Below are 20,189 nucleotides of genomic sequence, written 5' to 3'. Positions count from 1 at the left end.
GTCGCCAAATAGATACGCGCCGATGGACCTGCCGTCAGGTAAAGTTGCGGGTCATGTCAACGCTCCGAACGAACAGGTCGCCGTCGTATCCCAGTTCGACACCCGCCCATCTTTCACCGTCAAAGATGAACACATACCGCCAGGCTGCCGTCACGAGGAAGTCGCTAGTCGAGTGCATGTTGTAGATGTAGCCCAGCGGCTTGAATCGCTCGAGCCTCGACCCTTTCTGAATGAAAAGCCCGTATTCGTCGTCACACCAGTAGCGCTCACCGCGAAACTCGCAGATCGAAAAGATCTGCGTGCCCGGCCCGGCAATATCGGTTAGTTCCTCGTCGGCATAGCGAGCGCAATAGCCGTCCTCGCACCCGAAGAACACCTCACCGCTCGCTGAGACGTTCAGGGCCGAGATACTCCGATTGAAGCCAAGCGGGATCGGCGTCCAGGCATCGCCGGATAACCTCAGCAAGGCGCCGTCGTCACCGCCGACATGGATCAGATTGCGGCTGGGACCGTGCATCGTGCGCAAAAATGCGGGAGTAGCTGGCGGTATCTCGATCCATTCGTTGTCCCGCGCCAGGCACGTTGTGCCGGCTTCCCCGTAGAGAAATATGGTTTCTGGATCCAGGTGCCAAAGTTTGTTGGTGAACGGTTCCGGCCCCTGACCGATCTTCTGCCTGCGGTTGCGCAGGTGGTGTGTAACGCCGCCGACCTCGAGAGCAACGTGCCAATCCGCAGCAATGCTTGCGTGGGACAGGATCAGATCTTCAATTTGTAGAAGAACCTTGGACTTGACCTGTTTGCCAACGGTCAACTCCAGCAGATATGAGCGAGCGACCTCGTCGTACTGATCGCTAAGCTGGACGGAGACTGCAAAGCGATCGCCACCAAGGTGAAATGCATCGATTGCCTCAATATCAATCTCGTCGGGTTCGATTTCATCAAATACTGGCTCGTCGTCGTCATCATCGTCGTCGATCATCTTCCCACCGTCATCGCGTTGAGTTGAGCTTGCGTTTTCCTCGGTCGGACCACGCGCTGGAGATAGTTGATCATCACCAGCCGCAGGCATTCCAGGATCTTCTCCTTGGTCTTGTCATCGGCGCCCTTGATCGTGGGGTCGTGCGCCGCCACGGCCGCCAGCGATTTCTCCATCGCGTTTCGCAATGTCGGTTTTTTTTTCTTGGCCTTTTGTTTGCGGAAAAAATCAGCTTCCTGGTTGGTCTTCTTGTTGTGGGCGGTCCCCGTCTTCGCTCCAGGACCCGACTGGAAGCCGCCCCCAGGCTTACGCTTGCGAGCAGGCATGCAGATGCAGGGCGCCGTCTTGTTGTTGTAGTTCTTCCATTTCGTGAAAGACTTGTTCTTCCGGCGGCTGCTCTGGAAACAACCCACGCGTATGAAGTGCTCGGACTCCTGCCCAGGCGGGCATTTCGCCTTCGAGTGCTGATGAAGCCGTATCTTGTGCTTGTTGAGCAAGTTCTTGCAGTTGGTGCGGCCGGCCTTCAGCTTGGCCATGTGCGGCCATGTCACCGTATTCCCGGTTGGCGATGCATGGTTGTTGGTGGCGAGATCCGTCATACGGATCACTGGCTCGCCGTCAAATTTGACGTCGTTTGACCAGGAGTTGAAATACTCCTTGCCGGTATTCTTGGAGGTTATGACGCCTTTCTTGGCGGCGCAGCCGGCCTCGGTTCCAGACGTTCTGGAGAGGTCGGATTTGTTTTTGATATTTACGGTCTCGCCGCCAATCTTGACGGTCCCGGTTCCCTGCTCCGTGTCGCTCGCCATGCCGAAGCTGGGATAGGGGATCGGTACGCCGGGCGGTGTCGCCGGATTTTCCGGCGGCGTGAAACAAACATCCGGAAATACGGCAATGGTCTTGGCATTCACGGCCTTGCCCGAGATCTCCAAGCCATTTGCATATACGTCGCCCATTACGCGACCCGCGCGGAAAGGATGGCGGCACCGCAGGCGCCCGCATCGTTGGAGGCTTCGATCAGAACCGGATCTCCAGCAGCATAGCCTTTGCGCGCTGCCGTGAACGCCATCCCGAGCATGATCGGAACGACCGCGGCGCCGACATTTCCGAGCGACTCGCCGGGCGACCAGATGTCCTGGAAATCATGCCGACCGCGCAGCAGACGCATGCTGGCGAGCGCGCTTTGCTTGAACCAGTATTGCTCCCCGATTAGATCCGAAATGCGATAGCCGATGCGGTTCATGTCGATACCCGTCTCGGTGAGCGCGGCTTCATATGCGGCGGTCATTGCGTCGCCGCGCAAGGGCAAATCCTGGCTGTTGTAGATCGATGCCGTTTCACGCGAGAGGCCGAGCCCCCAAAGCTTAAGGCCGTGACCTCCTGGCGCCATGCACAGCACCGCGGCAGCGGCCTCTCCAGGTATGAAACCGTTTGGGTTGTCGTCGGACAGGAGTCGCTCTTGCCCGGCGTAGGCCGATACCGAACCTACTGTGAGGTAGCTGTCCACGCCCGCGATCATGACATACTGGAGCCGATCTCCGGATATGAGCTTACGCGCATAGTCGAGGGCAACATGGCCGGAGGGCCGTCCATGCGCCACTATGCGTGACCGATCGTGAGGTGCGACCTGAACTATGTTGGCTATCCGACGGAGCAAATTCGAGCTGTCGCCAAAAGGTTTTCCAGGGCGAGCCTCTTCGGGGAGACATAGAATGAGGGCTGTCTGACCACGTGCGTCGGGGACGGCTTCGAACGCTTCGATGATGGCGGCCGCGGCGAGATGGGCCATACGCTTTTCGCCGATCCAGTTCCTTGGCAGCGGCACCGGCGCCCCGGTGAGTCGGGCCTCGTCGCCGCCTCCGAATGCCGTCAGTTGAAACCCATCCAATCGGGCGCGCATGGCCGCGCAACTCGACGGCGCGTCGAGCCCTACGGCTGTGACCATGCCGATGGATGCGATTTCAAGGGTCGAGGTCATTGGTTCTCGTCCGCCGGTACGGGCCAGGTTGCCCGCAGATATTGTCGTCCGGAGGCCTGAGCCCGAAGCATCGATTCGGTCGGCGGGCCAATCCAGCACTCGCTGAAATCGAGGATGGTTTTCTGAATACGCTGCGATACGCGCCATACGAGCGAGAAGCGCCGATTCTCAGGGTCGAAGAGAATTGTATCCGGGTAGACGTTTGACTCGAGGCTTTTTTCCCGGGCCTTGAACAAGGTCATGGGCAGCGCCGTCGACGGCAGCCGGAAATTCACCCGTCCCTCCGGCGTCAGGTTCACCAGCACCACCTCCTCGCCGCCTTTCGGCGGGTCTATCTGCTGGTCGGCCGGCGCCATCTGGAAATAGCGTTCGTCGAAATCCGGCGGCAGGAAAGGAAAGATGTTCTTTGTCCAGTTGTCGTCATAGGTGCCGCCATATTCGATACGACCGGGCCAACCGCGACCCATCGGCCCGAAGCTCATCGGTTTGTAGTCGCCGAAGGGGGAGCGGATTTCCTCGTCGACCGCCTGCGTATTGGGCAGCCGCAAACCTGGGATGAGGCGCTGGTTCCTGGTGCGCGACCAACCGGTGCCGACCGGGTTGTACTTGTAGCTGGCGGGGAGTTTGTCCTCAGGGTCCAGCCGGTCGACCCCACCCCAGGCGACGTCATAAGAGATGGGCAGTTCGAGGAAGGGCTGCGGCGACGTGGCTGTAAACACCGGGCCGATGGCACGCCATTCGCGGTGGCCAACAACCTCGAACAGTTTCGACCAGTTGCCGACCTTGATGCCGACCGGCACGCGCTCGGCCGGTCCGCCGTTTGGTGCGTAAGCGCAGCCATTGGCGATCACGTCGCAGCGCGGCTTACGGAAGGCGAAGTCCGTCTCCCACAGGGTTGCCGAATAGCCGGGCGGGCCGGTCTGGGTGTCAGCCATGACCAACGGAACCTGCTCCGCCGATTTTTGCACCGGTCCGCCAGGCTTCGTTGGAAAATCGAACGTGCCTTTGACCACCACGACAATCCACTCATGGCCGGCCTTGTCCATGCCCATGGTGAACTCGTGCGGATAACCCATCTGGTTCCAGATATCCATCAACTGGTCTCCCAGGTGGCGGCGAGGATCTGTTCCAGCGTCGGTTGCGGCGATTGCGGATCGATGTCGAAGAAATCCGAATAGGTCGTCCACATCACCAGGTCGCCAACGACCTCATCGCCGGCCTCGACGGGCGGCACCGGCAGCACCGTCAGGGCTGCCTCCAGATCGTCGGGCGTCAACCCGCCCTGCTGCGCGGCAATGGCTGTTTCCTCGATACCGGCGAACCACGCTTCCGCATGCGCCAACTCGAAGGAGGTTTCGGAAAGCTGCGCGACGATGCTCAAGGGGAATTGCCTGCCGACCCTGTCGGCGCTTTGCACGACAATGCCTGCCGACGCGCCGAAGGAGGACGGGCCGGCCAGGAAGCGCAGTGCGGTGGCGCGCGGCCAAGACTCCAGGCCAATCAGCGGAACAAGATGCTGCGCCAGCCAGCGATCCCAGACGCGCACAAAATCTCCCGTCAGCCGCCGCGACACGAAATCGCCGGTGGCGGGGATTTTGCCGTAGAAGCCCGGCAGGATCATATCTGCGGCGGACATGTGAACTTCTTGAACATTTCGAGGTTGTAGGGGTTCTCGACGCTTGCCGCCTTGAGCTCGAAATCGGCGTACATGCCCTTGGTGCCGAGGCGCAGGCTGTAGACATCGGCCAGCGAGGTGCCGGTGAAGCGGCCGGCGCGCAGCATCCTCAGCCACGCCCAGCTGCCGGTCTCGTTGAGCATGATTTCGGGCGAGCCGTCGACCGGCTGGAAGGCGAGCGAGATCACGCCGGTGCCGTCCTTGCCGGGCCACGTCATCGGTTGCGGCCGCGTCGCGTTGTTGAAATAGACGAGGCTCTGGCCGTCGAGATTGAGCGTCACGCGCGTGACGTTGGGCGACAGGTCCTTCGGCTCCAGCGTGAAGCTCATCACCGGTCCCGTCCCGCCCGGAAAGAGATCGTCGCGTATGTGCCTGGCCTGTTCGAACGCCGCCAGCGCGGCAGGGTCGAGGCCGAAGTCGGCACGCCATTTCCACGGCTGGCTGGCGGTGTCGACATAGCTGATCAAATGGTCGTTGATGAAAGCGTCGATCATGCCGGCCGGTCCGAACAGGCGGGCGAAGTCGCGGACATTGACGTCGACCGCGCTCTCGGGGCTGAACGGATAGCGGTCGTTGAGCGCCGCCTGGCAGAACGGCAGGATGTCGGCGCGCCAAATGGCGTTGAGCTCGTTGGTGACGGCCTTCTGCGTCAGGCCGCTGGTGTCGCCGGCGATGCCGCCGAGCCAGTCGTCGATCGGGTCGGGCAGGATCTGCGCCTGCCTGGCGACGGCGCCGGTGAGCTCGGCCAGGCCGCCCTGTTTCTTGATGGCGTCCTGCGGGTCGGGATTGGCGGTCACCGTCTGCAGCACATTGGAAAGCGCCGTCAGCGCCACCACCGCGGCGTCGAGCGCAGGTGGCTGGCCGTCGACCTCGGCGATCGCGCCCTTCAGCGGCTTGAAGTGTTCGGCCACCAGGCTGCCGGTCAAGTCCACCTTGTCGGCAGAACCGGCGCGCGGCAAGAGCTTTGCCCCGGTCTTGACGACCTTGCCCAGCTTGCCGAGCTTGCCGAGCAGTTTCGAGCCGCCCTTCGCGGCCGCCTTGTCGTCGGCCGGCGCTTCGTCGGACCGGGTAAGGTCGGTTTCCTGGACCACCGCGGTCAAAAGGCGCTTCAGCGCGGAATCGGCGCTTGAAAGGTCCTTGAGGTTCTCGCTGGCGACATTGAGGTCGGCCAACGGCGCGAGCCGCATATCGCGCAGGAAGCTGTCCCATTGCGCGATGTAGTCGTCGTAGTAGAGCTTCAGGATGTCCTCGGACAGCGCCGAGACGGAGGTTTCGGAATTCTCCGAGCAGCCGCCGGCGAACACCGCCCGATCCAGTGCCGCCTGGGCGGCCACGTCCTCGACCCGGTCGAGAACGGCATCGTGAAAGCCGGCATAGGTGAAGGCGCCCGGAACGCCGACGCGCAACGTCTTGTCGGAGCGCCGCGCGAACACTTTGGCGCCGTTCGGCCCGGCGAAATTGGCCGGGATCCATTCTTTCACTCCGGCCACTTCGGGATCGGCCAGCAACTGCTTGTAGGCGCGCGCCGGCAGCGAGATCGTGCACACCGTCTTCAGTGCCTCGGCGACCAGTTCCTTGTCGGGCGCGATGTAGTTGTCGTCGACCGCCATGCGACGGATCGCGGCCAACTGGTGCTCTTCCGCGTCCGGGCTAGGAAAAGGCGGCGAGGGCGCGAATTCGGGCAGGCTGTTGACCCACCAGCCCTGGGCGAAGTCGGTATCCATCTGCGACAGGCCGGTCATCATGCGATAGGTCTTCAGTGCGCCCAGCATGAAGTCCGGATCGCGGATCTGCCGCCACATGGTCGCCTCGAGCAGCGCGACCATGTGGGGTTCTAGGACGTTGCGCAGCGCATGATCGTAGGTGTCGGCCTGCGCGCGCACCAGTTCCGCCGAGGCCGATGGCCCGAGCAGGTCATGCGGCGCATCCGGCGGCGCGGTGCGGGCGTTGGCGACCTCGTCCATTGCGGCCAGCGCGTCGTCGATGGCCGGCTGCTCCACCGATGCCGGTGCGGCGGTGACGGCGGTCAGCGGCTCCTGCAGCGCCTCGAACTGGCCAGCCTGCGCGGTGATCGCGGTGCGGTTATCGTAGTAGGACCAGGAGAACAGGCCGGCGGCCAGCAAGGCCGCTGCCGCACAGGCGGTGGCGGCGCCGCGCCAGATCCAGGCGCGGCGGCGCTGCGCCAGCGGGTCGAACGTGCCCAGGCCGGCTTCCTTGAAGATCACCTCGGTCAGCAGATTCCGCAGGAAGAAGCTGCGCTTCTCGACCCTTGGCGTGGGCATGGCGCGGCGCGGCGGAAGACCGAACGATGAAGACAACGCCGCGGTCAGCCGGTCGATGGGCGCGCCTTCCTGCGTCGCCGACGTCAGGTAAAGGCCGCGCAGCCAGGCGGCTTCCTCGTAGCGGCTTTCGCCGAACATCGCCTCGATCAGCACCTGGATCGGTTCGGAAAGGCTCGCGAGCTGGGCCGGGAAGCGGAAAATCTCGGCGCGCGTGGCGAGCTTGTCTTCGTCCTCAAGACGCGGCACCAGGCGCCGCTCGAGTTCGGTCGCCAGCGTGGCGATTTCCTTCTCGATGGTCTTGGCGTCGACGCGGGCGTCAAGCGCGAAGGTCGTCCCCCACACCTGCTCGCGCGCGGTGGTCGACAGGCCGCCGAAGAAGGCCTCGAAGCCCTTGATCAGATCGGCCTTGGTCAGCATCAGGTAGACAGGGAGGCGGATTTCGAGCCGGTCGTTGAGCTCGGCCAGCCGGCGGCGGATCTTGCGGCCGTGCGCCTTGATGGCTTCGTCGCCTTCCGAGAGCGCGTCGATCGAGAGCGCGACGATGACGCCATTCAGCGCGCGGCGGCCGCGGTGCTTCTTGAGCAGGTCGAGAAAACCCAGCCACTCGGTTGCGTCGACATCCGGCTGGCTTTCCTGCTGGACGTAGCGGCCGGCGGTGTCGATCAGCACCGCGTTTTCGGAAAAGAACCAGTCGCAGTTTCGCGTGCCGCCAACGCCTTGCAGGTCGTCGGTGAGGTCGATCGGAAAGTTCAGGCCGGACTGGCGCAGCGCCGTGGTCTTGCCGGTCGCCGGCGGCCCGACGATCACATACCAGGGCATTTCGCGCAGGAATTTGCGGCCGCCGAGCTTGCGGCGCCTCAGCTCGGCCATCACATCGGCGAACTTGGCGCCGACGGCGGCGACGCTTTCCTCGCCGGGGGTGAGCTGCTTCTCCGCCGCCGGCGCCGCGATCTCGGCGACGAACATGCGGTTGGCGCGGATCGCGCGGCGCTGGGCGATGATCAGCCAGATCAGCCACAGGATGATCAGCCCGGCTATCATGCCGATGCGCACATTGTCGGAATCGAAGGGCGAATAGGGGCCGACCTGGACGATCGGGCCGAAGATCCAGATGACCAGCGAAAGCAGCGCGATGCCGATCAGCGTCCAAAGGAAGCGCGATGTGAGCACTGCCCAGAGGAAGCGCAGGATGAACATCTCAGAGCCTCTTCTCGACCAGGACCTCGACGCGCCGGTTGAGCGCGCGGCCCTCGCGTGTCGAGTTGTCGGCCACCGGGTCGGTCTCAGCGCGCCCTTCGGAATGGATACGCTCCTGCGGCACGCCGGCCCGCACCAGGAGGTCGGCTATGGTCTCGGCCCGCGCTTCCGAGAGCCGCTGGTTGGTCGACAGCGGGTTGGATCTTTGCAGACGCACGTTGTCGGTGTGGCCGACGACGGTGATGTTTCCGATCAGCTCCTGGTTGGCGAGGATGACCTTGGCGATGGATTCGACCAGTGGCTCGAAGCCTGGCGTCAGTGTCGGTCGCGACGACTGGAACAATTCGGGGTTGGAGGCCTGGATGACCAGCTTGGCCAGCGACACGCTCTCGGTGCCGCTGAGCGCCCCCCTGAGGTCGTCCGGCGCTTCGGCCTTGAATTCCGGCAGCAGCGCGAAATCGACTGGCTCCGGCTCGGGCGGCGCAGGCGCGTCAACCTTCGGCGCGGCGCGGGTGATATCGGCACGCGCAGGCGGCGGCAGCGCCCGGACCAGCGCCGAGAGCTCGACGGCCTGGCTGCTCAGACCCATCGAGAGCCCGATATGGACCACAGTGGCGATCACTGCGGCGGCGAGCGCCATCACCCAGATCGGCACGATGAAGCGCTGCGGCTCGTCCGAGGCGATCACGCCTTTCCAATGTGGCGACAGCGGCGCGCCCTCGGCGTCGGCATCGCGCAGGAAGCGCGCCGCCGCCACGCGAACGGCATTGAGCGAGCGGTCGCCGGAGCGGCCGGGCACCCGGTATTTGCCGCGGAAGCCAAGCGCCAGGCACTGGTACTGCAGTTCCAATAGCTCGCGGTCCCGGTTCGGGTGGCGCTCCAGCTCGTCGAGGCGCGTGAAGAACTGGGTGCCGGCATCGACGTCGCCGCGCAGCATGACCACCAGCGGCTGGCGCGGCCACGCGCTGGCGCCGCCCCAGGGCGTGTTGAGCGCGAGGTCGTCGAGAAGCGCCGCCACCACCCAGGCCGCCTGATCGGCGCGCTCCAGAGACGATCCCGACGTCATGGCGGCATCGCGCGCCCGAACCAGCTCTTCGAGCAGACGCGTGCGCAACGTTTCAGGGTTCTCCGGCGCCAGCGCGCTTTCGAGCTCGGGCGCGAATTCGAGCAGCGGCGCAAAGGCGTTGATGAGCGCATTGGGATGGGTGCGCGAGCGCTTGATAGGCACACCCGTCAGCATCGGCGCCGTCGGCCGCGGCATCTGGGCGCCGGTCAGCCTGATGCGCGTGCGTTCGCGATCCTCCGACAGTCCGAAGGGATCATCCCGGCTCATGATCTCACCTGTTCACCGAATAGCAGTCCACCTGCGGCTCGCTCGGCAAGACACCCGAGACGCCGATGACGAAGCCGGGGGCGTCGAGCAGCGAGGCCCAATGCTCGCTCTTCTGATCGAGCTCGAGACACAGCCGGTCGCCGTCGTAGGGGATTTCGCGCGGCTGCGAATGGAGCGGCTTCAGCGGGATGCCGGGCAGGCGCGATTTCCACAGGCCCTCGAACTGGTCGGCCGCGCCGACCGTCGCCTGATTGACGAAGATCTTGCGCAGCGCATCTTCCGACAGTTCGGACCCGACCCGGATGACGATGCGGCTCGCCACCAGCAGCTTCGGATTGTCGATGCGGATCTTCCAGACATTGGTCGAATGCCGCATGACGGGCAGCGCGCGCGATTTGGGCTCGATGTAGCGCAGGCTCAGGATAAGCGAGCGCAAGGCGTCGGCCAGCGCCGAATAGGCGGGGCCGGGGGCCATGTGATCATAGGCCGGCAATTCGCCCAGCCGTCGCGAGCTGGAACCGTAGGTCGCCATCTCGCCGGCGAGGCCGGCAAGCTCCAGGTAGAGCTCGGCCGGGTGGAAGACGTCCTGCGCCAGCATGTGCGCCAGCCGCGGTCGTGCCGCATTGGCTAGGTGGAGCATCAACAGGTCCTCCACGCTGCGCCCGGGCCCGCCCATCACCATCTTGCCATGCGCCTCGGCGATCTGGTCGAGGCCGGTGACGACTTCAAGCAGCAATTGCCGGTACCAGGCCACCGCGCCCGTGATCAGGGTCGGCGGCAGGAACGCCTCATCCAGCGAGACGCCGCCATCGGCACGCACGCCTTTGACATCGGCGACGGGCAGGGCGGTGTAGCCGCCGACCGATTTGCCCGGCGCCAAGAGCACTGCCTGCGGCCGGGCAATCTCGATCTCCTCCGGGTCCGATCCTCCGTGCACCGCGTCGCGGACCGAGACGATCCGCCCATGATAGCGCGCGCCCGTGGATGCGGCGTGCGCCGGATCGAAGCCGACGCCGCCGGGCGGTTCGAGCGGCAGCGCGACCAGCACCGCTCCAGCGCCGGTGTCGGCGGTGACCGGCAAGGGTCGTGGCGCGTCCATCATCTCGGGAATGGAAAAGGGCGTGCCATCCGGGAAGATGCCGCGCGCCGACACGATGGAGATCTGGCCGGCGTCGAGCAGGGACTGGTCGAGCGTCAGCTGCTGGAAGCCGAACGTGTGGAGCTGCCCGGCCTGCAAGGCGCCGCGCACGGTCGCCTCGAAGAACCGGTCCTGCTGCTGGAAGTGCTGGGTCCTGAGAAACAGGCCCTCGGACCACAGCACCCTGTTTGCATCGCTCATGCCGTTACTCTCCGCACGGAGCCACTTCCTGTCCGGCCGCTAGGCGGAGATGCCACCGCTGCCGAGCGTGACGTTGATGGTGAACTTCGAGCCCGGCGAGACCGACTTGGTCGTGCGCCAGTTCCTCCCGCCAGGCTCGCGGATCAGCGCGACGAAGCCGAGCGCCGTCGCGTTCGGTTCGACCGTGATGGTCTTGGCCGCAGTCTTTCCCGGCGCGACCGAGACCGTGTCGGACCCGATGAGGTCGGCCCCGAGCGCGGACCCAGCATCGCCCTGCAGCGCGAAATAGTCGGCCGAATTGAACTTGCCGGTGCTGCTCAGCCGCATCACCAGGACAGTCACCGGCCGGTCACCGCCGCCCGGCCCCGGATTCATGCCGGCGCCGCCGCTCACATTGACCGTGATCACGGATGGTTTCGGCGGACCGCTCTGGCAGGCTGAAACCAGCCCGGTGGCGCCAAGGGCAATGATGAATTCGCGTCGATCGATCATGTCTCACTCCTCCTCATATGCATCCCTAAAATCAGCGCCGACCTCGCCGAGAAAACTCTTTTCCGCGCTCTCGGCGATTTCACGATGGCGTTTCTGGTAAAGCTCCCACAGCTTGGCGCCACGCCCGCCCGAGAGCAGCGTGCCGATCGCGGAATTCGATTTCAGCTCTTCCTCGATCGCCGCCGGGTCGAAGCGGTCGACCATCTGGCGAAGCGCGGCCTGCACGCCGCGCCAGGCGCGCACGTGATGTTGCGCGAGATCGCGGACCGCATCCGAGATTGCCGCTTCGCCGGCAAGGAAGCCGGGGCTGCGTTCGCCAAGAATGGTCACGATTGCGTCGTCGACCGTCGGCAGGAACTTGAGCGGATTGACCTCGGAGGCGCCGACCATCGTCTGGGCGACACGCGCGTTTCCCTTTTCCTCTGAGCGCTTGCGCAGAAGCTGCATCAGGCCTTCCAGCATCAGCCGATACTCGCGCCCGAACTTCTCCATCTCGGCGATCGCGTCGCGGCCGGCGAGATCGGCTTCCTCGACGCCCATGCCGCGCAGGAAGGCGGCGCGAAGCGCCATGTCCGAGTGCGACTGCGACGGGGCCGCCGGCGGCTGACGGACCGGTCGTGGACTGGCGGCCACACGCGGCGCGGGAGGGGGCTCGGGCGCCTGCGCCGGCAAATCCCATGGGTTCGCCGGTTGCGGTCTTTCGGCGACGCGCTCGCGCTGGCCCGCCGGCCATTCGCCATGCGCCGAAGCGGGGGGGGCGGCCGGCCCGAAGCCGAAATCGTCTTCGACGGCCGACGGCTTTGCCGGGGCGGATTCGGCCCCGCCGTTGAGGGACGGCACCGGGTCGAGGCTGAACGGGTCGTCGAAGGCCTGCGAATTGCCCTGGTTGGCGTTGGCGCGCTCGAATGCACCCGGCAGCGGCTGCTCGAACGGGTTGGGCAGATCGGCCGGGCGCGGCCGCCGCGGCTCTTCCTCGGCCCTGGCCGAAAAGAAATCGTCGTTGCCGATGCTCAACGGCGCGCGGGACGCGGGTGGCGACCGTTCGGCGACCGGCTGGGTGGTGGTTGCTGGCGATTGCATGGCTGGCGTCTGCAGGTCGACATACAGTATGTAGTCGCCGAGCCTCAGCCGCATGCCGCTTTGCAGACGCGCCGACCGTCCGGCGCCGAGCGGGCTGTCGGAATCGTTTATGAACAGCCCGCTGCTCGACGTGTCGGTGACGAAATAGCCGTCCTGCCCGCCGGTGATCTTGCAATGGGCGCGCGAGACGAACATGTCCGGATCGTCGATCTGCCAGCCGGCATCGGCGCTGCGGCCGATCACCAGCTCACCCTCGTCCAGCCGGGTCTGCCTTACCGCCTGGGTGCGTGGCCCTTGCTCCAGCGTAAGCAGCAGACTCATGCCGCGACCCCCGCTATCTCCGGCCGCCATCCGACGATCGTGCGCAGCCGCAGATCGTCAGCATCCCCCCTTTCGGCGGGCCGCGCAAGCCAGGCAGTGCGGGCAAGCTGCACGGTTCCGATGCGCGGCGGCGGCACGGCCTCGCGCGCGAGCACGATGCGCAGGTCGACGTCGAGCGCTTCGCCGAGCATCTCGCGAACCGCCTGCTTGAACAGCGCCAGGCGCTGGCCGCCCGGCAGGAAAGATTTGAAATCCTCCAGGCCGAGCGGACCGACGCGCAGCTCGATCCGGCTCTGGCGGCTGAAAACGCGCGGGCCGATCGTCGCCCCGCGGCCGAGGACCGCGTAGGCCTTGGCAAGCCTGCTCTGCAGCGCGGCCGGCAGCGGAATCCAGGCAGCAATGAACTCCTTGACCTGCACCGGCACCTTGAAAGCTTCGGCCAGGAACAGGGTGAGCCGCTCGGGGCCGTCGACCTGGCTGGCCAGCGAAGCGGCCTGGCGCAGCCTGACTGTGTCGAGCTCGGGATTCTGGGTGCCGGGGAGGCCAATGCCGGCCATCGCTTCCAGCATTGCGCGAACCCGGCCGCCGACGGCCCGTTCGACCTGCACCGCCGGGTGGGCATCCGCCCAGGCCCGGTAGTAGAGCGCAATCATGCGATGCTGCAGAATGTTGGCGAAGTCGACAAAGGTGGTGTCGCTGGTCTGCCTGGCATCGGCGCCGGTGAACCAGCGCTGCGACAGGCGATCGAGCACCCAGCGGGTCAGATGCAGCGGCAGCGGGCCTTCGGGTCCCATCAGGCCAAGATTGGCAACCGTGACCCGCGCCGGCGCGTTGTCGGCTGCTTCCTGGAAGTCCACCACGTCCCTGGCCGAAAAGCTCAGGCGCACATGCTGACCGAGCCTTGCCGGCTCGCGTTCCAAGCGGCCGGAATAGCCGAACAGGCCACCCCTGCGTTCAAGCCGGCGCAGCAGCTCGAAGAAGTCGAACGATTGAGACAAATCCTCGGTCCGGTCCGGTCCGACCTTGTCTAGATCAGGTAGCGATTGCCGGGCGTCATCGGCCATGGCACATCCTCCTGCTTCTGCAGCAGCCGTGTACGGGTCCGCACAAAGCCGTTTATCCCGGCGTGGCGGGCAAACAGCCGCGCAAGCAAGGCCGAAAGCAGCAGCGTGCTTTGCCCCGCAAGCACGGACTGGTCCACATGCAAGGTCACTTCCGTGCCTCTGCCGAAGCACATCGGTCCGTCGATCTGCAGCCGTTCGATGACCGGGCGCGAGTCGATGCGCACGATCGAATGCACGTTGCGGGCAAGGCCCGGATCGCCCCGGTCGGCATAAAGGTCGAGCAAGGCATGGAGCGGATCGATGCCGCGACCTTCCTTGGCGAGGCTGAGAAAGTTGAGCCCGAGCTGGGCGACGAGCCGCCAGGCGAGATTGTCGGCCCTCGATTCACCTTCGGCGCCCGCGGGCAACGCGGCGGGGATCGCCGGCTGCGGCGGCCGCAGCGCGCCGATGAGCCTGACGGCGTCGACCGGATCGGCCGTCTCCAGCGTCAGCGTCGGGGTGTCGTCGAGGATCGGCAGGTCGCGATTGGTGCAAAGCGCCATCACGTCGAGCCGCCTTATGGCCCGGTTCGCCGGGCTTGTGACCGGACGGGAGATCGCCAGGAAGACATCGTCCCCGGTGTAGGAGGTGCGGGTCAGGCCATCGCGCCGCTCATCCTCGGTCGCCCGGCGCGGGCGGCGCTCGGTGGAATAGACCCAGCCGCTGCCGCGGTTTTGCCCGAGGCTGAAGAGCTCGGGTATTTCGGCGTCGCTGCCTTCGCTCTCGGCGTCCTCGACGCGCGTGACCCGGTAGATCTCGAAGTCGCGCGCGCGCGTGCGGTCGGCATGCAGCACTTGCCGCGTCCTGCGAGGGTCGAGCTCGACGACGTTGCACTCGCGCTCGAAGAGATTGATGATCGGGGTGACGAAGAGTTCGAAATCGGCGGGCGTGAGGTCGGCAAGCTCGGGCACCGGGCGCCGGAACATGAAAATGATCTCGAGCCCGCCGTCGCATTTGCGCATGACGGGCTGCAGGCCGGATACCCGCACATAGTGGAAGCGTTCGGGCATCATGAAATATTCGCGCAGCAGGCGGTAGCCTTCGAATGTCGGGCGGGTACGGGGCATCAAGGCTTCGTCGTCGCCGATACCGACCATTTCGGGCTCTGGCAGCGGCGATATCGGATTGGTCTTGCCTTCGGCCCGTGCGCCAACCGCCGAGCAGGCGCCGAAAATGGCGTCGAAAATCAGCGGCGCCTTGGCGCGGCCGGCCAAATAGAGATCAAGCCGATCGAGCGCGAGTTCGTTCAATTTGCCTTTGCCGGTCCGGGTGAATGCCACGCGCAGCGCAGCTTCGCCGGCCACGCCGCCGATCGGCGGGATACCGGCCGCCGCCAGTCCGCTGCGATCCTGGAAATAGCTGACGGAACTGACCGCGATCGGCCACAGCGTGATCTCTTGCGCGGTGGTGTAGGTGCAGCGTGTCGACAGGCCGGGCTGCAGGCTGGAAACCAGCCTGGTGTTGCGCTTGACGACATGCCCCGCAATCATCGACTGGACTTGCTGGCCGGGTTTCAGCACCGCCATCGCGGTCGCCGGCGCCGGTGTGACCAGATCGGGATAGAGGACGTCGAGCACGGCGCGGGTGAAGCGGGAGCGCTCGGCATCGACTTTCAGCCGGGTGCGCGCGGCGAGGAAGGCCACACCGTCGAGCAGGCGCTCGACATAGGGGTCCGGGCACGGCACCGTATCGAGAGAAAGGTTGCGGGCGATCGCCGGATGCATGTCGGCGAATTCCGCTGCCAGCCCGCGGATATGGGTCAGTTCCTCCTCGTAATATTCTACGAAGACCCGATCCATCTCAGCTTTCCCCGAATTCGGTCCGCGCCAGGCCGTTGTCGAGATTGATCGTGGTGCGAAGGCGCAGCCGCTCCGGCGTCGGCGTCATGATCAGCACCGCGTCTATCTCGATCTTCAGACCCACACTTTTGTCACCAAGAGTGACGGTGACCGTGGTGGCGCTTTCCTTCAGGCGCGGCTCGAACGTGGCGAGCACCGCGCGGATCTCGCGCGCCAGCACGTCGCGGTCGAAGTCGCGCGATGAACGTCCGGAGAAGGAAGGCACGCCGTAGTTGACCACGCTTCGGCGGACTTCCGGAAAATCCGCCAGCGACGGCGGATCGTCCAACGCCTGCTCGCGCTCTAGATCGGAAAACAGCGGAACGGATTCGAAGCGCTCGGTGTTAAACAGGGCCTCGATGTCGCGCCGCACGGCCTCCCTCAGCACGCGCGCCGACACCACCACGCCGCGGCTCTCGATCTCGGCGCGATGCTGGGTCTGGAAGGTCAAACGGTGCAGGCGCCGCTTCTGGTCAGGTGTCAGCTCCGCATCGGCGTCGATGGCCCGCGCGCTACCGGCAAGAAATGTCTCCAGGCGGTCCGCGCCAAGCTCGTCCTGCAGGAGCTGGCGCAGCCCGTCTATCTCGGAGGTCAGCCCGGGCAGGTCGTTGACGAGGCGGTCCCAGAGAGAGGGCTGGACCGCCTCGCGCGTCGCTCGCGAACTGCCGGCAAGCCGCGGCTTGTTCGCGCCGGGCCGCCGGACCTCACTTGCCGACATAGACATCCATTTCGATTTCGTCGTCCTTGTCGTAGACGAATTTGATCTTCTTATAGGCGAAGCTGACTTCCTCCTCGATCAGGTCGGCTTCGTCCTCGGCCTGCTGCATGTCGTATTCCATAATGGAGGCGTCGGTGAGCGTGACGACCAGATAGTCGCTGGTCTCGCCGTCGATGGTCCGGCGCGCGGAAAACACCACCTCGTCGAGAGCCTTGTTCTCGAACAGCGCCTTCTTCAGATAGGGCGAGGACTTGTCGTAGTGCTTGGTGAACTTGATCATCCCCAAGGCCACACGACCGCGGCGCGAGAGCGAATTCGGATCGTATGGCGCGACCATCTTGTAGTCGACGCCATGGATTTCGATCTCGTCCTCGTGGCCGTCTCGCACGCTCGGACCCTTGATATCCGGAACTTTCAGGAATCCATCGATCTTCACAGGCATTGTCTTTCTCCACCGCTCTCAAAACGAAACAAGATCACACTGCTGCAGTTCAACCCTTCACTGACGGGAGTTCTGACACCAGCCGGAGCGAAGCGTTGATGCCCTCCAACTGGTAATGCGGGCGCAGATAGAAGCGGGCGTTGTAGTAGCCCGGCCGGCCCTCCACGCTGTCCACCTGGACCTCGGCCGCGGCAAGCGGACGCTTGGCGCGCGCCTTGTCGTCGGCGAAGGCCGGGTTGGCCAGCACGTAGCGGTTGATCCACTCGGTCAGCCAGATCTGCATGTCCGAGCGTTCCTTGAACGACCCGATCTTGTCGCGCGCGATGGCCTTGAGGTAATGCGCGAAGCGCGACACCGGGAACAGGTAAGGCAGATTGGCGCTCAGGCGTTCGTTCGACTGCGCGTCGGGATCGACCAGTCGCCCGGCGCGCGTCTCGTCGTCCTGCAGCGAATGGGCGCCGATGAAGGCCGCGAGGTCGGTGTTCTTCCGGTGCAGGATGGGCATCAGGCCGAGCTTGGCCAGTTCAGCCTCGCGGCGGTCGTCGATGGCGACTTCCGTCGGGCACTTCATCGCGATCGACCCGTCGTCGGTCGGGAAGGCATGCACCGGCAGGTTGAGCACGGTGCCGCCATTCTCGACGCCGCGGATCTGCGTGCCCCAGCCATAGAGCTTGTGGCTGCGGTTGATGTTGACGCCCATCGGGAAGGCGGCGTTCATCCAGACATATTTGTTGTGGTCGCCCTCAACCTCCTCCTCGAAGGTGAAGCCCTTCACCGGGACGGTCTCGGTGCCGTAAGGCAGCCGGGCCAGCACGCGCGGCATGGTGAGGCCGATGTAGCGCGCATCCTCGCTCTCGCGCAGCGACTGCCACGAGGCGTAGGCCGGGTTGTTCACGATCATCTGCAGGTCTTGCGGGTTGGGCAGTTCCTGCCAGCTGTCCATGCGGAACAGGCGCGGCGAGGCGGCCGCGATGAAGGGCGTATGCGCGGAGGCGCAGATGCCCGAGATGTTGCGCAACAGGCCGACGTCGCGCGGATGGTTGGAGAATTCGTAAGCGCCGACGATGCAGCCGATCGGCTCGCCGCCCAGCATCGAATACTCGTCCGTGTAGACCTTCTTGAAGATCGGGCTCTGATCCCACATCTGGCCTTCAAAATCCTCGAGCGTGTCGGCCAACTGCTCCTTGGAGATGTTCATCACCCGGATCTTGAGGTGCTTGGCATCGGTCTCGGTGTTGTTGATGAGATACCAGAGGCCGCGCCACGTGCCTTCCATCTCGCGCACTTCCGGCGCGTGCAGGATCTCGTTGACCTGCGTGGTCAGCATCTTGTCGATGCCGGCGATCAGTGACTTGATCGACTTGATCGCATTGGACGAGATGGTGGTGGTCTCGGAGCGGGATTGCGCCGCCAGCGCGAGATTGCGCACGAGCTGCTGCAGCTTCTCGCTGTCGTCCTTCTTGACCTTGAAATCCTTCTCGAGGAGCCCGCTGAACTCTCCGAGGTCGATGGCTTCCGCCTCGGCGGTGACGGCTGCGGTCTTTTGCTGTTCGGCCATGACTTATTCCCCAACCTTGTCGTCGTCAGACATTGCCTGGCTGGCGATCTTGCTCAGAAGCGGCTCGTTGTTCAGAAGCTGGGCGATGCGCTTCTCCGCGTCGACACGGCCATCCATGAAGCCGAGCAGCTCCTCGAGCTGGCGACGCATCTTGAGGATCTCGGCCAGTTGCGGGACCTGCTCGGCGATCTTGTCCGGCGCGAAATCACCCATCTTGGTGAAGGTGAGATCAAGCGCCAGTTCCTCGTCCTTCTCGGCGCCTTCTGCTTGCGGCAGCGTGTTCTTCACCCGCGCCTTCACGCGTGGCCCCATCGCCTCCATGAACTTGGGGAAGCGGTTGGCGTCGGTCTCGACGAAGGCGCGGTCCAGCAGCGACTTTGAAGCCTCCCTGGTCTGCGAAGCGCCGGAAAGGTCGGCCATCACGCCCATGACGAACGGAAGTTCTATCGTAGTCGGGCTGCCGTAGGTTTCGACGTCGTAGGCGATCTGCACCCGCGGCGCGCGATTTCGTTCGATGACCTTCGCTTTGCTTTCGGCTGGCATGTGTTGCTACCTTTCATCCTTCTGGGCCGTCTTCTTGGCATCGGGAACGCCGGCCAGAAGCCGGAATTCCTTCAGTCCCGACGGGGCGAGATCTTCCATCAGTTCAACAAAATCCATGTGCACCATGCGGCGCACACGGCGGGCGAGATGCGGGATCGGGCTGGACGGCTCGGTGCGGTCATAGAAAGCGACGACCAGGTCGAGGCATTTGACGACGTCGTCGCGCGAGGAAATCCGGTCGGGCAGCCCGGTGCTCTGTTCCGCGTAGCTTGCCACACTTGCCATCGTATCGGCTCCATGACCGTTTCGAGCAGGCACTGCCGGTTCCGCAGTTGAGGGAGATGCTTTGGCCGCGCCATTCGCCACCGTGGCGCCGGCCGAATTCCTTTCCAGCGTGGTCAGCAAACGCTGCAGGAACCGTTTCAAGTCCGGGACGGCAGGGCCGTTGCCTTCGATGCGGGCGTTGAGCGCGGTCTCGATCGCATCGAGAGCGGCGATCGCCGCGCGGGCGTCGGCCAGAAGCGAGGTCATCTCTGCGCCGGCCTGATCGATCTGCGCCGCGCATCCGCTGCGCACCCGGTTCAGCAACTGGCTGTGGGCACTTGCAAGCGCTGCCTTTTCGGTCGCATTCAGCCCGGATGCCGCCTCCTGGAGCATGACGCGCTCGTCGAGAGCGCCTTGTTCAAGGTCGCGGCCGCTGATCGGCCCGATCGGGCGCGGCGCGAAAAAGATCATCTGCCGCAGGTTAGCCAGCAGGCCGTCCTGGCCGTTCTGGAGGTCGAGCAGGGCATTTATACGACGCAAGGCGGCGTCGCGCGGCGTCGCAGCGGATCGCAGCGCCGGGTGCAGGGTTTCCCAGTGGGCGTCGAACGTCTGCGCAATCAGGCTCAGGCCCTCGGCCAGTCCGGCCAGCCAGTATTCATTGGCCAAGGCACGCGTGACGATGACGAGAAGGCGCAGATCCCGGCCGCGCGGACGCAATTCCTCGGTCTTGGCAAGCACGGCGGGCCAGTCGATCGGGATGATCGCTTCCGCGGACGGCTTGTTGCGCTCGTCATACTCGACTTTGGTCTGCTGTTCGGTCAGGCGCTCCAGCTCATGAAAAGCCGGGTCGTTGCGCAAATCCTCACCTGACGGATTCTCACCGTCGAGAGGATTCAGCCAGAGTGCGAGATCAATCACACCAACCCCCAGGAGCGGCCTTTAGACCTTGCGTGACGTGAGGTTATCACACTGCGTCACTTTATCACAATTCAAGGACTGCTCAAAAACTAACGGAAGCTAAACGCGGCCGTTCTGTCGTCGAAACCCATG

The 20,189-nt window shown here is 64.7% G+C and carries 17 protein-coding genes; all 17 read right to left on the bottom strand.

Going from position 1 to position 20,189, the window contains the following annotated elements:
* Positions 1 to 34: 34 nt before the first annotated feature.
* Genes PU724_RS00150 through tssA form a run of 17 tightly spaced genes read right to left on the bottom strand, consistent with a single transcriptional unit; the run spans position 35 to position 20,057 of the window.
* Entirely contained in the window at positions 35 to 979 is a 945-nt protein-coding gene (locus PU724_RS00150; protein WP_354419039.1) for a hypothetical protein, read from the bottom strand.
* Positions 976 to 1,932, bottom strand: a complete 957-nt coding sequence (locus tag PU724_RS00145; protein WP_354419038.1) for a DUF4150 domain-containing protein — start codon at positions 1,930 to 1,932, stop codon at positions 976 to 978. Before PU724_RS00145 ends, PU724_RS00150 begins: the two co-directional genes overlap by 4 nt.
* On the bottom strand, positions 1,932 to 2,954 hold the full coding sequence (locus PU724_RS00140; RefSeq protein WP_354419037.1) for a 3-oxoacyl-ACP synthase: 1,023 nt from the start codon (positions 2,952 to 2,954) through the stop codon (positions 1,932 to 1,934). Before PU724_RS00140 ends, PU724_RS00145 begins: the two co-directional genes overlap by 1 nt.
* Complete coding sequence (locus PU724_RS00135) at positions 2,951 to 4,048, bottom strand: DUF2169 family type VI secretion system accessory protein (protein WP_354419035.1); 1,098 nt, start codon at positions 4,046 to 4,048, stop codon at positions 2,951 to 2,953. The genes PU724_RS00140 and PU724_RS00135 overlap by 4 nt, the downstream gene beginning before the upstream one ends.
* Entirely contained in the window at positions 4,048 to 4,590 is a 543-nt protein-coding gene (gene tagF, locus PU724_RS00130; protein ID WP_354419033.1) for a type VI secretion system-associated protein TagF, read from the bottom strand. Before tagF ends, PU724_RS00135 begins: the two co-directional genes overlap by 1 nt.
* A complete protein-coding gene (gene tssM / locus PU724_RS00125) occupies positions 4,572 to 8,108 on the bottom strand; it encodes a type VI secretion system membrane subunit TssM (RefSeq protein WP_354419031.1) in 3,537 nt (1,178 codons plus the stop codon). Before tssM ends, tagF begins: the two co-directional genes overlap by 19 nt.
* A 1-nt stretch (position 8,109) precedes the next feature.
* Complete coding sequence (gene tssL, locus PU724_RS00120; RefSeq protein WP_127308962.1) at positions 8,110 to 9,441, bottom strand: type VI secretion system protein TssL, long form; 1,332 nt, start codon at positions 9,439 to 9,441, stop codon at positions 8,110 to 8,112.
* 4 nt (positions 9,442 to 9,445) lie between these two features.
* Positions 9,446 to 10,780 (bottom strand): type VI secretion system baseplate subunit TssK, encoded by a 1,335-nt coding sequence (gene tssK, locus PU724_RS00115; protein ID WP_127308961.1) that lies wholly within the window; start codon positions 10,778 to 10,780, stop codon positions 9,446 to 9,448.
* 39 nt (positions 10,781 to 10,819) lie between these two features.
* Positions 10,820 to 11,272 carry a type VI secretion system lipoprotein TssJ gene (gene tssJ / locus PU724_RS00110; RefSeq protein WP_127308960.1) on the bottom strand — a complete coding sequence of 151 codons (453 nt, stop codon included), beginning with the start codon at positions 11,270 to 11,272 and terminating at the stop codon, positions 10,820 to 10,822.
* 3 nt (positions 11,273 to 11,275) lie between these two features.
* Complete coding sequence (gene tagH, locus PU724_RS00105; RefSeq protein WP_354419029.1) at positions 11,276 to 12,673, bottom strand: type VI secretion system-associated FHA domain protein TagH; 1,398 nt, start codon at positions 12,671 to 12,673, stop codon at positions 11,276 to 11,278.
* Positions 12,670 to 13,737 (bottom strand): type VI secretion system baseplate subunit TssG, encoded by a 1,068-nt coding sequence (gene tssG / locus PU724_RS00100; protein WP_127309209.1) that lies wholly within the window; start codon positions 13,735 to 13,737, stop codon positions 12,670 to 12,672. Before tssG ends, tagH begins: the two co-directional genes overlap by 4 nt.
* Positions 13,701 to 15,575 (bottom strand): type VI secretion system baseplate subunit TssF, encoded by a 1,875-nt coding sequence (gene tssF, locus PU724_RS00095; protein WP_354419026.1) that lies wholly within the window; start codon positions 15,573 to 15,575, stop codon positions 13,701 to 13,703. The genes tssG and tssF overlap by 37 nt, the downstream gene beginning before the upstream one ends.
* 1 nt (position 15,576) lies before the next feature.
* Entirely contained in the window at positions 15,577 to 16,332 is a 756-nt protein-coding gene (gene tssE, locus PU724_RS00090) for a type VI secretion system baseplate subunit TssE (protein ID WP_127285566.1), read from the bottom strand.
* A complete protein-coding gene (locus PU724_RS00085; RefSeq protein WP_127285565.1) occupies positions 16,319 to 16,774 on the bottom strand; it encodes an Hcp family type VI secretion system effector in 456 nt (151 codons plus the stop codon). The genes tssE and PU724_RS00085 overlap by 14 nt, the downstream gene beginning before the upstream one ends.
* Before the next feature lie 49 nt (positions 16,775 to 16,823).
* A complete protein-coding gene (tssC, locus tag PU724_RS00080) occupies positions 16,824 to 18,332 on the bottom strand; it encodes a type VI secretion system contractile sheath large subunit (protein ID WP_127285564.1) in 1,509 nt (502 codons plus the stop codon).
* Between the two features lie 3 nt (positions 18,333 to 18,335).
* Positions 18,336 to 18,875, bottom strand: a complete 540-nt coding sequence (tssB, locus tag PU724_RS00075) for a type VI secretion system contractile sheath small subunit (RefSeq protein WP_127392664.1) — start codon at positions 18,873 to 18,875, stop codon at positions 18,336 to 18,338.
* Between the two features lie 6 nt (positions 18,876 to 18,881).
* Positions 18,882 to 20,057 (bottom strand): type VI secretion system protein TssA, encoded by a 1,176-nt coding sequence (gene tssA, locus PU724_RS00070; protein ID WP_354419022.1) that lies wholly within the window; start codon positions 20,055 to 20,057, stop codon positions 18,882 to 18,884.
* Positions 20,058 to 20,189 lie beyond the last annotated feature (132 nt).

The organism is Mesorhizobium abyssinicae (genome assembly GCF_049887195.1).
Lineage (GTDB): Bacteria > Pseudomonadota > Alphaproteobacteria > Rhizobiales > Rhizobiaceae > Mesorhizobium > Mesorhizobium abyssinicae.
Note: the sequence above shows the minus strand (reverse complement) of the source record. Positions and strands in the feature narration are given on the sequence as shown.

Coding starts and splice junctions, on each gene's coding strand:
- tssB (WP_127392664.1), bottom strand. CDS start 18,875: ATGCCAGCCGAAAGCAAAGCGAAGGTCATCGAACGAAATCGCGCGCCG.
- tssJ (WP_127308960.1), bottom strand. CDS start 11,272: ATGATCGATCGACGCGAATTCATCATTGCCCTTGGCGCCACCGGGCTG.
- tssF (WP_354419026.1), bottom strand. CDS start 15,575: ATGGATCGGGTCTTCGTAGAATATTACGAGGAGGAACTGACCCATATC.
- PU724_RS00135 (WP_354419035.1), bottom strand. CDS start 4,048: ATGGATATCTGGAACCAGATGGGTTATCCGCACGAGTTCACCATGGGC.
- tssK (WP_127308961.1), bottom strand. CDS start 10,780: ATGAGCGATGCAAACAGGGTGCTGTGGTCCGAGGGCCTGTTTCTCAGG.
- tagF (WP_354419033.1), bottom strand. CDS start 4,590: ATGTCCGCCGCAGATATGATCCTGCCGGGCTTCTACGGCAAAATCCCC.
- tagH (WP_354419029.1), bottom strand. CDS start 12,673: ATGAGTCTGCTGCTTACGCTGGAGCAAGGGCCACGCACCCAGGCGGTA.
- PU724_RS00140 (WP_354419037.1), bottom strand. CDS start 2,954: ATGACCTCGACCCTTGAAATCGCATCCATCGGCATGGTCACAGCCGTA.
- PU724_RS00085 (WP_127285565.1), bottom strand. CDS start 16,774: ATGCCTGTGAAGATCGATGGATTCCTGAAAGTTCCGGATATCAAGGGT.
- tssM (WP_354419031.1), bottom strand. CDS start 8,108: ATGTTCATCCTGCGCTTCCTCTGGGCAGTGCTCACATCGCGCTTCCTT.
- tssE (WP_127285566.1), bottom strand. CDS start 16,332: ATGTCGGCAAGTGAGGTCCGGCGGCCCGGCGCGAACAAGCCGCGGCTT.
- tssL (WP_127308962.1), bottom strand. CDS start 9,441: ATGAGCCGGGATGATCCCTTCGGACTGTCGGAGGATCGCGAACGCACG.
- tssC (WP_127285564.1), bottom strand. CDS start 18,332: ATGGCCGAACAGCAAAAGACCGCAGCCGTCACCGCCGAGGCGGAAGCC.
- tssG (WP_127309209.1), bottom strand. CDS start 13,737: ATGGCCGATGACGCCCGGCAATCGCTACCTGATCTAGACAAGGTCGGA.
- PU724_RS00145 (WP_354419038.1), bottom strand. CDS start 1,932: ATGGGCGACGTATATGCAAATGGCTTGGAGATCTCGGGCAAGGCCGTG.
- PU724_RS00150 (WP_354419039.1), bottom strand. CDS start 979: ATGATCGACGACGATGATGACGACGACGAGCCAGTATTTGATGAAATC.